General features: G+C 35.8%; 16 protein-coding genes. All 16 read right to left on the bottom strand.

Annotated features, from left to right (window positions below; translation table 11 throughout):
• Positions 1 to 7: 7 nt before the first annotated feature.
• Positions 8 to 874, bottom strand: coding sequence for a conjugative transposon protein TraN (gene traN / locus NBX25_RS05395; protein WP_002981123.1), 867 nt, complete (start codon positions 872 to 874; stop codon positions 8 to 10).
• A 5-nt stretch (positions 875 to 879) separates the two neighbouring features.
• The gene (gene traM, locus NBX25_RS05390; RefSeq protein ID WP_029296697.1) at positions 880 to 2,091 is read right to left on the bottom strand and encodes a conjugative transposon protein TraM; all 1,212 of its coding nucleotides are present in this window, start codon (positions 2,089 to 2,091) and stop codon (positions 880 to 882) included.
• Complete coding sequence (locus NBX25_RS05385; RefSeq protein WP_002981125.1) at positions 2,081 to 2,434, bottom strand: hypothetical protein; 354 nt, start codon at positions 2,432 to 2,434, stop codon at positions 2,081 to 2,083. Before NBX25_RS05385 ends, traM begins: the two co-directional genes overlap by 11 nt.
• Before the next feature lies 1 nt (position 2,435).
• Positions 2,436 to 3,050 (bottom strand): conjugative transposon protein TraK, encoded by a 615-nt coding sequence (gene traK / locus NBX25_RS05380; RefSeq protein ID WP_002981126.1) that lies wholly within the window; start codon positions 3,048 to 3,050, stop codon positions 2,436 to 2,438.
• A gap of 21 nt (positions 3,051 to 3,071) precedes the next feature.
• Positions 3,072 to 4,307, bottom strand: coding sequence for a TraJ family protein (locus NBX25_RS05375; protein WP_029296699.1), 1,236 nt, complete (start codon positions 4,305 to 4,307; stop codon positions 3,072 to 3,074).
• Position 4,308: 1 nt separating this feature from the next.
• Positions 4,309 to 5,136 carry a hypothetical protein gene (locus NBX25_RS05370; protein ID WP_041461890.1) on the bottom strand — a complete coding sequence of 276 codons (828 nt, stop codon included), beginning with the start codon at positions 5,134 to 5,136 and terminating at the stop codon, positions 4,309 to 4,311.
• Positions 5,137 to 5,140: 4 nt separating this feature from the next.
• Positions 5,141 to 5,806 carry a hypothetical protein gene (locus NBX25_RS05365; protein WP_002981129.1) on the bottom strand — a complete coding sequence of 222 codons (666 nt, stop codon included), beginning with the start codon at positions 5,804 to 5,806 and terminating at the stop codon, positions 5,141 to 5,143.
• Between the two features lies 1 nt (position 5,807).
• The gene (locus NBX25_RS05360; protein WP_002981130.1) at positions 5,808 to 6,488 is read right to left on the bottom strand and encodes a hypothetical protein; all 681 of its coding nucleotides are present in this window, start codon (positions 6,486 to 6,488) and stop codon (positions 5,808 to 5,810) included.
• A 10-nt stretch (positions 6,489 to 6,498) separates the two neighbouring features.
• Positions 6,499 to 7,152 (bottom strand): hypothetical protein, encoded by a 654-nt coding sequence (locus NBX25_RS05355; protein ID WP_002981132.1) that lies wholly within the window; start codon positions 7,150 to 7,152, stop codon positions 6,499 to 6,501.
• Positions 7,139 to 10,210 carry a TraG family conjugative transposon ATPase gene (locus NBX25_RS05350; RefSeq protein WP_002981134.1) on the bottom strand — a complete coding sequence of 1,024 codons (3,072 nt, stop codon included), beginning with the start codon at positions 10,208 to 10,210 and terminating at the stop codon, positions 7,139 to 7,141. Before NBX25_RS05350 ends, NBX25_RS05355 begins: the two co-directional genes overlap by 14 nt.
• Positions 10,182 to 10,496 (bottom strand): DUF4133 domain-containing protein, encoded by a 315-nt coding sequence (locus NBX25_RS05345; RefSeq protein WP_002981136.1) that lies wholly within the window; start codon positions 10,494 to 10,496, stop codon positions 10,182 to 10,184. The genes NBX25_RS05350 and NBX25_RS05345 overlap by 29 nt, the downstream gene beginning before the upstream one ends.
• Before the next feature lies 1 nt (position 10,497).
• Positions 10,498 to 10,818 carry a DUF4134 domain-containing protein gene (locus NBX25_RS05340; RefSeq protein ID WP_027374949.1) on the bottom strand — a complete coding sequence of 107 codons (321 nt, stop codon included), beginning with the start codon at positions 10,816 to 10,818 and terminating at the stop codon, positions 10,498 to 10,500.
• A gap of 190 nt (positions 10,819 to 11,008) precedes the next feature.
• Positions 11,009 to 11,485 (bottom strand): hypothetical protein, encoded by a 477-nt coding sequence (locus NBX25_RS05335; protein ID WP_228458895.1) that lies wholly within the window; start codon positions 11,483 to 11,485, stop codon positions 11,009 to 11,011.
• A gap of 27 nt (positions 11,486 to 11,512) precedes the next feature.
• Entirely contained in the window at positions 11,513 to 12,163 is a 651-nt protein-coding gene (locus tag NBX25_RS05330) for a ParA family protein (RefSeq protein WP_002981143.1), read from the bottom strand.
• Positions 12,164 to 12,202: 39 nt separating this feature from the next.
• Positions 12,203 to 13,660, bottom strand: a complete 1,458-nt coding sequence (locus tag NBX25_RS05325; protein WP_002981144.1) for a relaxase/mobilization nuclease domain-containing protein — start codon at positions 13,658 to 13,660, stop codon at positions 12,203 to 12,205.
• A complete protein-coding gene (locus NBX25_RS05320) occupies positions 13,657 to 13,881 on the bottom strand; it encodes a hypothetical protein (RefSeq protein ID WP_228370545.1) in 225 nt (74 codons plus the stop codon). The genes NBX25_RS05325 and NBX25_RS05320 overlap by 4 nt, the downstream gene beginning before the upstream one ends.
• Between the last annotated feature and the right edge of the window lie 52 nt (positions 13,882 to 13,933).

Here is a 13,933-nt window from a genome sequence, read left to right as displayed (position 1 = left end):
CTTCCGCCTAGAAAGTATCAGCTTTTAGAATGTCAGAATAATTAACTTTCATTTCAATGGTTCTACCCGACAGCTGTTCTTCAATCAACCTTATCATCATTACCTTAGAATTCGGGTAAGTGAACTTTTTGAACACAAAAATATTTCTGAAATTCTTCTTGAAATGTTTTTGAGGATTCAACTGAAAAAGTGGCGTCATCTCGATGCTTTGGCTATTTGTAGCCTTATGGATTTTTTTATCCTCTATGGAAAATTTTAACGCCTCAATATCATAGCTCAGATTAGAGTTATTTTTAAAGGTCATATCAAGAAAGATGTAATCACTAATGACATACACATTGTTGAGCTGGAAACTAAGTTTGAGATTTTTCTCTTCCCTGATTGGATTACCTTCAGATTTCTTCTGAATAATTCCCATTGCAAATTTTCTGAGTTCAAGGTTAGAGAACACCATTTTATCAAATTCAATGGGCTGCATCGCTTCTGGCTGAATATGTATATTGGTAATTGTATTTAAGTTTTCAGAATGTCTGTAAACCGCTTTATACTGTGCAATAAAAGATTGCCCCACAACGGTAATAATTCCGACTTGATTTCCATTAAAAAAGATGGAGGTCTTTTTCTTTTTATCTTTTTCTTCAGATGTTTGGCTGTCTGTAATTTTGATTCTTGCAATATTGGTCGTCGGTAAATCTCCTGTCAGTTTTTCTGTAGACAGATCAACGTACTGGATAGGTTCCGGAGAAATAATATGCAGATTGACTCCCTCTGTGATTTCTATTTCTGGCAGGTCAGAAATAATTTGTTCTTTTGTTGCTGTCTGTGCATTGAGTGTAACAGTAAATAGTAAAAGTGTATATAAAAATGATTTCATTGCTTTTAAGGTTTTGGTTGGTTTTGTGACTCTTTCAATTGTTTTTCGTCAATCAGAAATACATAAGAGTTGTATTTCAATTTGGCTTTGTTGGTTTTAATGAGATTCGCAATCGATTTGGAGGTGGACGTAAATAATTTGGAACCAATGGTGGTAAAAAATCCTTCTCCTCCCATATCCATCTGTGTTCCTTGCACAGAATTGCTTCCCATTTCACGGATCATATCTCTAAAAACACTTTGTGGAACATACAATCCTTTCATACCATCAACATCGTAGATAGATAGGTTGATTGGAAAGATCTCTCCCTTAGCAAATACCGAAATGATTTTCAAGTCAACTCGCTGCATTGTAAATCCAGAAATCTGACCATATAAAATGGAACCTTTACTGATCTTTCTGTTTCCAACAAAGATGTCTTCCAGCAACCTGAATCTAATCCTGCTTCCTAAAAATCCTTTGTTGTTTTCATCGATAACAGCCTTGATAAAACTATTTTCCTTGTCTTTATAAATGGCGTTGAAGTCATTATTGATACCAGACTTACTGACGTTGAAAGTAGAGTTAAGGAACTCGTCCATCTTTTCTTTATTGGCTTTTAACTTTTGTTCAGCCGCCAGCTTGCTTTGATACTCGGGATCTCTTGCTTTCTCTAAAGAATCCATCACCAGCATTTGCTGCTTTAGATATTTTACAGGATCTTGCTGTGTATTTTGTTCTTTTGTTTTAGGCTTTATAATCTGAATATTATCTTCTGCTTTTCCGTAGGATTTGTCATTTAGCATTTTAATAATCTCAGTTGATCTTTTATAGTCCTGATCTTCTTTACCCTGCTTAGGATCATAATAGGATGATGGATTTCCTGTGGTCTCATATTGACTCTGCCTTGAATTGACAGCTTTTAAAGAATCAATCCTTCTTTTCTGAGCTAACGACAATTGGTCGTCATAGCTTAGCAGACTATCCTGTTCCTTGTCCAATCCTCCAAGCATTGTTCTGTTATCCTCCTTTTTAAAGAATGCATCATACGCATCATTTTTGGTCATAATGGAATCCTGAGATTCACCAAGTGACATAGAAAGCTCTTTCGGTTTGTCTGCAGGTTTATCTTCTTTCATAAATTGAGCACCTACATATGCAAAAAGACAAACGAACGGCAGAGCAAGGAGTGGCAGAACATATTTCTTTTCTTTAAAGTTGATTTTATTAATGTCCATTTTTTAAGTGTTGGTATTGGTTAAACAGATATTCTATTCTAAGGCTGTCATCTTTCCGTAGTTTTTGCTGATCTCTTTTTACTTTGAGTGACTGGAGTTCAACCACTATTTTTTTCATTTCCTTATCATTACTTTTTAAAGTATTTTGACCTACCGAACTTTTGGAATAAAGCACAGGAGGCTTGATTTTAAATGTCATATCAGAAGGAAAGAATATTCCTTGCACAATTGATATGATGAAGGAAACTGATAGGAAAGCCATCGAATACATAAAAAATTCCTTAGGGTTTTTGACTGTCCAGGCAAACCATTTCTGCCCAATCTTTTTAACAAAAGCATTCATTTTAATAAGAGTTTTTATTTTGGTTAGAGAGTTCTTCGTTATTGATGATCCGCCAGTTTTTAAGAAGAACACCGTGCGGATTGTTGGGACTTCGTATAATGTCATCAAAGAAACCTTCAGTAAATAATTTTCGGGTAATGACAGAAGATTTTCTGGTGATCATCTGTTTTCCGAAATACTGGAATTTCTTGTTTTCCATATTCAGAGTAATAGAATCAGTATGAATGCTGACCATTGAGCTGGAAGCAACGATCTGATTGTAAAATCCCTTTTCCCTTAGATTGGTGTATTCTTTTTTTCCACTATCATCAATGAGGTATAATGATTTTTGGATATTTTCCTTGATATAGGAGTCGTCAGGAGCCAGCGTAAAAAATAATCTGTGGAATAATTCGATTTGGGCTTTATATTCCACAGGTCTGTTCAGAAGCACATCGGTCTGCTTGGCAAGTACCGGAACTCCGTTATCAAGAATATAAATTGACTTTCTTGAATCCTGAATCATTTTGTAGGCAAATAAAAACCCTGCAATAATGATAAAGACAGCAAATACAATCGCTCCCAATGAAACCACCTTGTTGATCTTAATTCTTTGTTCTATATTTTTTATAAGCATTCTCGAATTTTTTTAGTCTGATTACTTTTTATTTTTCATTGCATCATTTACCCTCCCTGATGCAGAAGCAGCCGCCGCAGACTTCACTGCGGATGCTCCGCCTGTCTTGACCGCCAAAACCGCTGTTTTTGCACCGCTTGCAATTCTGCCTGCTGCACTTTTCATTTTGGTCATCGCCCCTGCTCCACCTGCAGTAACAATTGTGTCGGCAATGGTTGGGGTCATCAGAACTCCAATGCCTGTGACGATATAAGCCACACAGGTAAAGAGTTGATTGTAGATCATTCCGGAATTTGACACGTAAACCATTAAAGCATCCAAATTGGTAATAATTCCATTGGTTAAAAGAGTATCATATCGTTCAATCTCCATTGTATAGCCTGATGCGATCAGCTGTTGTCCAATATTGATAATAGTATAGGCAACAAAAGTGTACAGGTTGATATTGATGAATTTTGAAACCCAACTGTATAAAGAATTTTCAAATCCGGGAATCATTGACATTCCCACTGCAATAGGGCCAAGAATTATTAATATATATGCCCATATTTTTTGGATAAAGAAGATGAGATAAACACAAATTCTTAGTATGGATAAACATATAAACTCAATGACTTCTGCCACTAATTTTTGTAATTGAAACTCCATTCGGATCTGCCATTCCTTGATAGGTTGCAACAGTTTATCAATGCCTTCGCTGATATCATACCACGAATCGTCCACATCCTCGCTGGTATTATTGATTACTTCCTGCTTGGCATCCTCTTCAGCATTTAACCTGATGACTGCATCCAACAATTGCTGTTGTTTTTTGAACCTTTCAATTCTCAAATCGTTTACCTCAGATTCGATGTCACTAAAGATGGCTATCCCCGGTTCTGCAATGGCTTCAAAAGGTGCCTGAATTAGATTGACAAATCCAGTCCAGTAAATCAGTGTGAATCCAATTAAAATAGGTTTTAGCATTGGTACAATTTCCCATTCGCGATCTCCGGCTGCCATCTGCCATCCCATATATCCTAGATACATCAATGCTCCCAATCCGCCTATAGCCCGTCCTACCAAAGCTGAACCTTCCGCACTATCCTGTACACTGTTGTCCAATTTAGTAAACACCTCCATAAACCATTTTTCAAAAGCACCGTCGCCTTTTAAAAACTGCAACAGATTGCTGTAATCACTATCGGTCTGGGCAAAGCCCATTATTGGTAATCCTATTGCAAAGAGGCAAAAAAAGTATGTCAATTTTCTATTCATATTAGTATCTGTGTTTGTATTGCTGCATCACATTTTGAACAATCTGTCTATCTGAAGCAGGTGCCCATTGCGTCGGTAAAGCTGTGGGTAAATGGCTATTCAGTATATTTTTGTAATCCATAAGCAAAGTCGTTTTGTTATTATGCTTTCTTAATTCCTGAACAAATTTTCTCCATTTCATAAGCGTTTCGTGATACATTACAAAGCGTTTTCCTCTTGGCATATCCATTGAGCGGGACATAGAATACTTATCTTTAATGAGATCAAGTTCTTCCTGCAGTCTTTTCAATGTACCAGTCGTATTGAGTGTTTCATAAGTCTGCTGATCTTTCAGTCTCCATTCAATAAAATTCTGTGGTGTGTCTGGAAACTCTGTGATGGGTTTCAGCATTCGCTTGTAGTATAAAAGCCAGAGCGGGTCTGCATCGACCGTAGCAGAAGTCCAATGGGCAAGATCCTGAACACTTCTCTTATAAATTGTATCGGAAGCAGCTTTGATCTTCTTCGCTTCTTCTTCCTGAAATTTCAGTTGAGCAAATCGTATATTCTGTTCTCCGGTTGGTTTCAGAGGTCTTATATCATCACCATCTTTATAATCCCTGTTAATTTTAGGAGCCCACATTCCCCAAACTGTTGCATAAGCAAAATTGGTTTGAATACCCAGAAAATATTTAGGATAAGGACGCCAATCACCCCAGCTTTCAAAAGTCATCCTTTTATGCTGCGCAACAATTGCAGGGTCATTCAATCTTTTCACACTTTGTCCAAAGCCATTTACCGCAACTAGTAGTAAGAGAAAAAGTTTTCCTTTTTTAAGTAGATTTTCCATAGTTTTAGTTGAATAGGTGTTTGTATTTTTGAATAATATCACCGACAATCGCCTTATCGACATTGAGGTAATTTCTTAGTACAGGGACTTGGAACAGATATGGGATTTTCTTGGCATTCTCTAATCGTAAAATGATATAAAGGATATTCCCATTGATATTTCTTACCCTTGTAAAAACTTTCTCAATCAGCATTTCTCTGTCCATTGCATCCATCAGGAAATCTTTGTCTTCGTTCAAGACATCTTGGGTAACTTCCTGTTGGAGTTTAATAACCTGTTTACCAATTTCAGTATAGTACTTTGAAACCAGAACTGCATATTCAGGATGTTGTGCCGACAGATCCAGCATCTTGTTGGAATTGGTAGCAATCTTTCCTAAATACTGATACAGATAGATTAATTTCTTGCTTTGTGTAAGCGCTGAATTGACATTTTTAAGCTGCTGATAGATGTATTCCTGAATCGCAATAATTTGAGTTGTCTTGTTGTTGATTTCGTCATACAGCTCCTTTTGTTTTTCATAGGAATCCAAAAAAGCCTGCTCACTTGCCAGTCGAACACCGTGATTAAGCGTGATTTGTGATAACAGTTTATCATTGATAACAATCTGCTGGCTTTTTACTAAAATACTAGATAACGCAACGACTCCAAGTATTAATATTTTTTTCATTTTAAAAAGATTTGATGTTATTCATTATACTTTCCACAACTTGTTTATCTCTGTTGACATAGTACTGGAATGCTCTTTTGTTACGTAAGACCTTTGCTTTGATGTCCCTTATCTTTAAAAGCATATGGGTAGAGTTTCTACTTATTGCTTTGACTTCATCCAATGCATAATCCAGCAAAATTTTTCGTTCCGATTTTTCCATTTGGTTGATTGCCCCATAAGACAGGATGATTCCTGTAATTAATCGAGTGACCATTTGGAGGTCATCCACAAACTGTACTTGCGATGGCAGAACAGTTATGATTGAATATGGTGCAGTAATGATTTCATTAATAATAGTGGTCTGATTATCCGTAATCTTCGTTATCTCTCTGCTCATAGCGATTCCTGTTGGTATTGCCTGAACAGCAAATGATACAATTCGTAACCTGTCCTGTACTTTGGTAATCTTATCCTTGAAATCTTTCCATTGTGATTGATTAACTGTTTCCACAGTGGCATTTGCAGTCTGCTTCTGTCTCATTTCTTTTTGTCGGTCGTGTTCTTTCATCGCTGCATTGATCTCCAGATCCATCATTGGAAAAGAAACATTTTCCTGTTGCCACGCAGGTGTAGAACCACCGCTTGAAGAAGTGATTAAGATGTAAATAGGAATGGTCAGCATTAGAAAAATCTTTTTCATTTTTTGACTTTTAAAAATTTCTCTTGTACTTATTCATTATGTTCTCCACAATGCCTTTATCGGTATTGATGTATCCAGCAAAAGGATTGATGGAATTCCAAAATCCCAATCGATTGGCTTTTTCCAGTCTTAGCTTTATTGCCAAAAGCCATAGTTTCAGATTTTTTACATTTCCTGAGATATTATGCAGGATTTTATATCGATCTCCTGCAGTAGCCAGATTCAGTTCTCCAGATGCCAGAATATCCGTAATATCGGTGACTATTTTCAGACTTTGCTCATAGGTTTTTTGTGAAGCTTTGGTACCGAATATGGCATATTGCGGATGCTGCGAAGCCAATTGGACAACCTGAGCAGAATAATCGTAGCATTTGTTCAACTCAGTGTAGATCTGTTGTACCTGAATACCGTTTTGTAGTGTTCCGGAAACTTCTTTCAAACCTTTTAATATTTTATTCTGAATATCATTGGCGGCTACCATTTGGGTTCCGACCCAGGTTTGTGCATCCTTTAATTTTGATGTTTCTTCGATAACCTCGTTCTGCTTGGCTTTCAGATTTTCTGAATACAGAATCATTGCAGCCGTTACCGTAGGATCGATGTAGGTATTCTGTGCAAATAAAAAACTACTGAATCCTAGAAATAGGAGACTAAACTTTTTCATACAGATAATTTTTATTGATTAATTCTGAAAAACTGATTTGATGATCTTCAAGCTCCTGTGAAATGACCTTGAAAACATTTTTGCCTTTGTTCTCATTTTTCATCCTGTTGTAATAGGAAACAATCTTTTGGTCTAGAGGATTCTGATACAGATTGACCAGTGAAACAAGATTTTCAAGGTTGTCTCCAAAAATTTTTAAATCAAATACAATTTTAATAAGGGCTTCATCATAGCTTCCGTACTTCTGCACATAATACTCTACTGCTGACTTTTCAGGCTTCTCTGTTGTATAGGTAAGGTACTGCTCTATTGAAACTTCATTACCGTAAACTTCTCCTTTGGAACCACGTTTCAGATAAAATTCTTTGAATCTGCTACGTCCGAATTTGTTGTTAAGGTTGTTAATTGTGAATATCTTGTTCTGCTCCACCTTATTTAATGAAAGCAAAGCTGCAATACGGTCAAAGTTGTCCTTGAACTTGGTCTGATCAAGAAGAATAAATGTATCCGAATTGTTGATGATACTGTCTTTTACAACAGCATTGCCAATAATGTCATCCAACTCCTGTGTTACCACCACCGCTTCTCCCCAAAATTTTCTTACTGTTTTATAGAGATACAAAATATATCCACCCATCAGTTTACTTGCAATGGCTTTCCACGCTTCTTCAATGATCAGAGCTTTTCTGCGGTCTTTTCTGAGTCTCATTTTTTGGATGAACGTGTCCATTATGATGAGTGTCACGATTGGAAAAAGCTTGGGATTATCCTTAACATTATCAATCTCGAAAACGATAAATGACTCATCAAATAAAGTATTATCTGCATTTTCATTGAGCGTTGTTCCATAACGTCCACCTTTGTAAAAATCCCTCAGAACGAATAGAAAAGTTCTCAGGTTAAATTCTCTTTCTGTGATGCTGTGTTTCTTATTATTCAGATAAAGAGGAAGAAATTTGTCGCAATAGTCATAGAAACCATTAAAGGAAAGTTCTTTTGCATCCAACTTCTCTTCAAGTTCTTTGATTTTTATGATAATGGCTTTCCTAAATGATTCATCCCAGTTTTCTTCCGTTTTGTCCTTTTTGATGATTTCATTGGATCTGATAAGAATCAATTGGGTTTCATTGTAAATTCTTCTTCTCTCTTCATCACCCAGCGTTTCATAAGCTTCATAAACTGTATAAAATTTTTCATTGTCATAATCAGGATTATTGATGTTCTTGTCAGGATGATAGAATTTTAATAGTCTTCTTCCTGCATCCTTGATCTCTTCAGTACTTGCATTGAAGGCAATTCCTAAAACATCGTAGTATGTCCGCCGTTCATTAACATTACTCTCATACTGAGCGTAAATATCTTCTTCGTGAATGTTGTATTTATTCAAATAAAGAATTAACTCTTCTGAAGTTTTATTCTCATACCATTCACTTCCCGAATTAAAATATTGATGATAATAGGACATCAGCACATTGTCCAATATTGATTTCTGGGCAGATGACATTGACGCATCCGGACCTTGCCAGATAAGGAAGATCAGATTGGTCAAAAATTCTATTTTCTCAATATTGAATTCTTTCTTATCCATCAGAAAAGGATTCATTGTGATCGGCTTTTCTTCAGTGTACTGAATGTATCTCCCACCTTTGTATTTGCAGGTTCCTGAATAAGAATCTCCGGTATCGACGATGACGACATCATAATTATAGGTAAGGTACTGCTCAATTATATTATTCATTAAGAAACTCTTTCCTGAACCACTTGGTCCTAAAACAAATTTGTTTCGATTGTTAATTCTGCCAATTTTCATCGGTACGTCAGCAGGATCAACTTTTAATGGAACTCCTTGTCTGTCTGTAAACCTCAAATAGAAATTGGATTCTTCATTCAGGGGGTAACTCTCTTTAAAAAAAAAACACAAGGCCGCTTCGCTTGTCGTCATAAAAAGATCGTATTCCCTGAGCTCTGTGGCATTCCCTGGAATGGCAGACCGGAAGAGTTCCAGTTGATTGTAGGCATTCTTGGAAACGATGATCCCTTTCGTGAATAGCTTATTTTCAATCAGGGATTGTGTTCCCTCCATTTTTTCCAATGTGTCTGTTGAAAATAGTAGGGAAAAATGCGCATTGACAACCAATTGCCCATCGATAGCGATGTTATGCAGAAGAGTTTGTATTTCTTCCGCTATAATGGCATTGGAAGGAGAATTATTGGCTGCACCTTCGTGCTTTTTCTTTTTCTTGTCGAGTTCTCTCTGTTGTTGTGCCTGAAGAGGAATCGTAATTACCTGATTGTAAATGATGGTTTCGTAATCCTCCAAATCATTGATGAATGTGAAATTATCAACAGCCGTTTCTGCAGCTGCGCCATTTCCACCAAGTATGGAATAAGGCTCTATCTCAGAAGGCAGATCAATGTTTTCAACATCGACATATGAAATATTCTTAACGAACTTATTTCCTATCTGCAGATATTCATTGGTTGATTTAATATTATCAAAAGTGGGAACATCTGAAAACTGCATCGACAATACGCCGGATATATAATGTTCAAACTCCTTTTCAAATAAAAATTCTGGTTCGCAATCGCTTTGCTTCAAAAGCATAAATACCTTTTGACATTTATCACGAAGCTCTTTATAACTCTTGTCAGAGAAATGGTAGTGCTTCATTTTCTTTTTCAGCTTATCATCGACAATATCTGTGAAGAAAAGTATGGTTTCAATAGTTTTGAAAAGCCTCCCCTCAAAATGCTCCGAATACTTCTGTTGCAGAAATTGATTGGATTGTTCGGCTGTATATCTCTTTTTTGAAAAAATATCAAGCTTTTGTACGATTCTACTCTCTCCTATAATAGATACAACCTGATTTAAAACCGTGTGGAAATTCAGATAATTGTCAGGATCTGCCGAATATTGCTCAACAGGATTTTTTATTTTGATTCCGATGATAGGATTTCCGTACTGCCCAAATAAAACATCAAAGTCCCATCCGAAATCTTTTCCAATATCAAAACCGATAAAAGGAATATCAAATGCTTGTTTCTTTATTTTGGACATAACCTAAAAGTGTTTTATTGTTTATTTTTTTGGGGAAAATCAAAACTTGATCGAAGTTTTTGGTCTTAGCGTACAGACCATATTTATCCTGTCTTTTGAAGATGAAATAGACGCCTCCTCCTGTACCTGCGAGTCCTAAAAGAGAACCCAGCAATCCGAATTTGGATAATATGAGTGCTGCGATGACACCGACTCCAATGACTCCTACTGCATAAAAGATGTATTTGCCTTTAAGCCCGAAGAATACAAGGGGTTTTTTAAGCCCCTTGTAGAGATAGAACCCCATATTAAGCAAAGAATGCTGTTACGAATTCCGGAACTACCAATAAGAAGATCATAGCACCTCCGTAGCCCAAGATCTCTTTGTTGACATCCTGATCGCCATTTGTCCATTTGTTGTACACTCTCAGACCTCCGATGAAACCGACCAATCCTCCGACAGCTTTGAGGATAAGCTTGATCGGATCCCAATAATCTTTGATGTCATTGGCTGCATTGGAAATTGCTGTTGCACCACCCTGTGCAAATGCTGGGGTTACAGCAAGGAGGATTACACAAGCAGTCAATAACTTTTTAAACAGCTTGTAATGTTTCGATTTGTAGTTCATAATGATTAAGGATTTATGTTTAGAATTGTGTTTATTTAGCTTAGAATTATGCATAAGGGGTGTGCTATCCGCCTTTTATAGGCGGATCATTTTAGTAGTGAAAAGTTTTGATTAACCTCTTAGATCATTGATTGATAGACCTTATGTCCATCTTGGTTTAGAATAACCTGAACGCTTGTTTCGGCGAGATTTAGAAAGTCTTTAAACTGTTTATGTAAGGCGTCGAGGTTTGGGGATGGAATCTCTTTTTTTCTTGCTCTTGAATAATGTTTTCCTGTTGGGAATCAAGTGAAACAGTTTCCTTTTGTTCTTTTTCATTTGGCTTTTCTTGTATTTCGGGAACGTTATAAAAATCATCAATATTCTGCTCAGACTCAAACTTCTTTCGAAAGTGATCAAGGTCACGGCTTTCATCTTGTTGCTCTTCCTGATTAGCCCGAAATAGCTCTTTCTTGTTAAAAGAATTAGGAGTATTGATATTTTCTACATCATCGATCTCTATTCTTTGTACTTCGTTTTTGTTCTCTTCTGAAAATTCCGTTAAAGAATACTCTTCAGTTTCATCCGTTTTTTTTGAACTGTCTTTTTTCAAAAAAAGATCATACAATACATTCCCTGCATAATAAAGCAGATAAATGGCTATGATAGAGGTAATTATTTTAATCATATTTTGTAATGAGTTTATAGTGATCCGTTATAATGTAATTTCAAGGCATTTGTTAATGTGGTCAATTAATTCGTTGAATGATTTCTCCACAGCATATCTCTGATGATTCGTTAATTTTCTGGTATCAAGAATTTGTAGACAATTTCTTTTGAATACAGGATTCTTCAATAGCAGTCCATACCTGCTGATTTCGGCGTCCATTCCTTCTTGATTCTGGTATACATAGCCTTTATCAAATCGTGAGCGAATGAATACCCTTTCTGCCTGACTTTCCAACAATCCCAAAAAATTAATGAAGACCAAAGTTGATTTTGCTGAGACATTTGAATATTCAAAGGGAATGACAATAAAATCACTGTAAATAAGAAGGTCGCTGTACTTTACATCCAATGTTCCTGCAAGGTCGAATATGTTTATCTCTTCACTTTCTTTCAATGCTATCAAACTATCAAAATCCGTGAAGGGTTCTTCATTCTCTTCATCAATGATTTCAACATCATATATTTTTGGAATTTCCAGCAATTCATCTTCTTTCCATTTGTGGTAAAACGATTTTTGAAAATCGAAATCGAAGACCTTGATCATTCTTTTAGAATGAGCAGAAACATAATTGGCAAAAGCAATTGCAAGCGTTGTTTTACCTGTTCCTCCTTTCTGCGTTGCAAATGTGATTATCATAATTTTACATTGATTACAGGTTCTTGAAAGCCAGTCATTTCAGCGACCTTTCTTTTTCCTCCTCTTCTTCAATTCATTTTCTGCCGGGTCTTTAGAATTGGCTGAGCTTCTCATCAGTTCAAAAAACATCTCATTGACTGCTTTTTTCAATTCATTTCCTTCTTTATTTTCCTTGGTACTTTCTAATTGAGGATTTAGGAATTCCTGGTATTGCTTTTCTCCAATCATCGGTTTCAATTCTCCGATGTAGTGAAGTCTCGAATAAATGACGTAATATTTTCCTTCCTCCGACTTAATTATATTAACATCTTTATTATTTTGGATTTTCACGTATTCTTTTACATCGTTTCTGATAGCTGTGAATGTGTCCTTATTTTTCAGCTTTTTATTCTCAAAAAGCATAAAGTATTGTATTTCATTTTTTGGGTTTCTATCTTTCAAAAACCTTTGCAGTACTGCTTTAGTTTCATCATTTGGAATATTGTAATCCTTGAGACTTTCAAACAGTTTCTTGTCCATTTTCGCCGAAGTGAATTCAAACAACTCATTCATTTTCATTAGTTCGCTTCCTTTACAAACTGCGCCTGTTTTATGATCAATTACAGTATAGCCAAAAGGTTGAAATTCATCTTTATGGTGGAAAACCAAGTCAATCCCAAAAACATCTCTTAGCTTCTTCTGAAGTTCACTTTCAAATTCAATTTTCGGTGTCCAATCAGCTTTTTGCTTTTCTTCAGGAAGCATCGCTTCCTGCTTTCTAAAATCCTCAACTTTGAAAACCTTGTTGGAATAAATCTCTTTATACTTGGAAAAAATGGCTTTCAGTTGTTTTGTTCTTCTTTCATTCTTTCTATTATCATAAACAATCTGGTCTCCTGATAATGTTCGCTGGATTACTCCGTTTTTTAAAATGGTCAAAGATTTCGCATCATTTGTGTTTTTGCCCAGTTTATAGCCATTTCTGTTAAGTAAAGTTTCAAACTGATGGAGGGAACTCATTTTGTAGTTCAACAGTTTGTTCAATACTTCCTCCGGTTTGATTCCGTAAAGTTTTTCGAGAGTATTAGCTAAAGCTTTTTGAGCTTTTAACTTTTCGTAACTGTCATTAATCTTCTTTCCAGTCTGTTTATCTACTCGAGTCGTAACAATATGAATGTGATTGTTCTCTGTGTCATTATGGAAAGCCACAATAAATGGTTGCTTTCCATATCCCAATTCATCCATAAAGTCATCAGCAATTTTTGTAAGTTCTTCTTTGGAATGCTCCCTGAACTTGGTTGAAATTGTTGCGTGAAATTGAGGCTTAATTACTCTTTTATTTCCAGCCGAAATAGCTTTTAAATAATCTCTTACCTGTTGCTTATTGCTATGTTCATTAATGAAGGACGGAAAGTTTTTCATCATCATCAACTCCCCTTTTCCTTTGTCTATTTTTTTATCATTGTAATTAACTCCTGGAAAGTCGGATCCTGCTGGATTCATTATCTTAACAATCATTTAGATAGCAAAGAATAAATGTTTTCAAATATTTTGTTCTGCTCTTTTTTTAGAATTATTACTTCTGAAAGCTTTTCAGAAAAAACTTTTAAATCCTCAGAACTAATGAATTTTTGGGCATTTACAATCTTGGCAACTTGATTGATATTGGTTTCGATCTTTACAAAAACATTATCTTGTTTTTCAATGAATTCCAGAACTTTTCTTCTTTCATCTTCCAAAATTCTGTTTTCGACAGAATTGATGATTAAACTTGTAAGAGAAATATTTCTT

Origin of the sequence: Chryseobacterium sp. Marseille-Q3244 (assembly GCF_940807095.1) — a bacterium.
Taxonomy (GTDB): Bacteria; Bacteroidota; Bacteroidia; order Flavobacteriales; family Weeksellaceae; genus Chryseobacterium.
Note: the sequence above shows the minus strand (reverse complement) of the source record. Positions and strands in the feature narration are given on the sequence as shown.

Bases quoted from the DNA above. Each gene is read 5' to 3' on its own strand.
- NBX25_RS05350 (WP_002981134.1), bottom strand. From the start codon at position 10,210: ATGTCCAAAATAAAGAAACAAGCATTTGATATTCCTTTTATCGGTTTT.
- NBX25_RS05360 (WP_002981130.1), bottom strand. From the start codon at position 6,488: ATGAAAAAGATTTTTCTAATGCTGACCATTCCTATTTACATCTTAATC.
- traK (WP_002981126.1), bottom strand. From the start codon at position 3,050: ATGCTTATAAAAAATATAGAACAAAGAATTAAGATCAACAAGGTGGTT.
- NBX25_RS05375 (WP_029296699.1), bottom strand. From the start codon at position 4,307: ATGAATAGAAAATTGACATACTTTTTTTGCCTCTTTGCAATAGGATTA.
- traN (WP_002981123.1), bottom strand. From the start codon at position 874: ATGAAATCATTTTTATATACACTTTTACTATTTACTGTTACACTCAAT.
- NBX25_RS05365 (WP_002981129.1), bottom strand. From the start codon at position 5,806: ATGAAAAAAATATTAATACTTGGAGTCGTTGCGTTATCTAGTATTTTA.
- NBX25_RS05370 (WP_041461890.1), bottom strand. From the start codon at position 5,136: ATGGAAAATCTACTTAAAAAAGGAAAACTTTTTCTCTTACTACTAGTT.
- NBX25_RS05385 (WP_002981125.1), bottom strand. From the start codon at position 2,434: ATGAATGCTTTTGTTAAAAAGATTGGGCAGAAATGGTTTGCCTGGACA.
- NBX25_RS05325 (WP_002981144.1), bottom strand. From the start codon at position 13,660: ATGATTGTTAAGATAATGAATCCAGCAGGATCCGACTTTCCAGGAGTT.
- NBX25_RS05355 (WP_002981132.1), bottom strand. From the start codon at position 7,152: ATGAAAAAGTTTAGTCTCCTATTTCTAGGATTCAGTAGTTTTTTATTT.
- NBX25_RS05345 (WP_002981136.1), bottom strand. From the start codon at position 10,496: ATGGGGTTCTATCTCTACAAGGGGCTTAAAAAACCCCTTGTATTCTTC.
- NBX25_RS05330 (WP_002981143.1), bottom strand. From the start codon at position 12,163: ATGATAATCACATTTGCAACGCAGAAAGGAGGAACAGGTAAAACAACG.
- NBX25_RS05340 (WP_027374949.1), bottom strand. From the start codon at position 10,818: ATGAACTACAAATCGAAACATTACAAGCTGTTTAAAAAGTTATTGACT.
- NBX25_RS05335 (WP_228458895.1), bottom strand. From the start codon at position 11,485: ATGATTAAAATAATTACCTCTATCATAGCCATTTATCTGCTTTATTAT.
- traM (WP_029296697.1), bottom strand. From the start codon at position 2,091: ATGGACATTAATAAAATCAACTTTAAAGAAAAGAAATATGTTCTGCCA.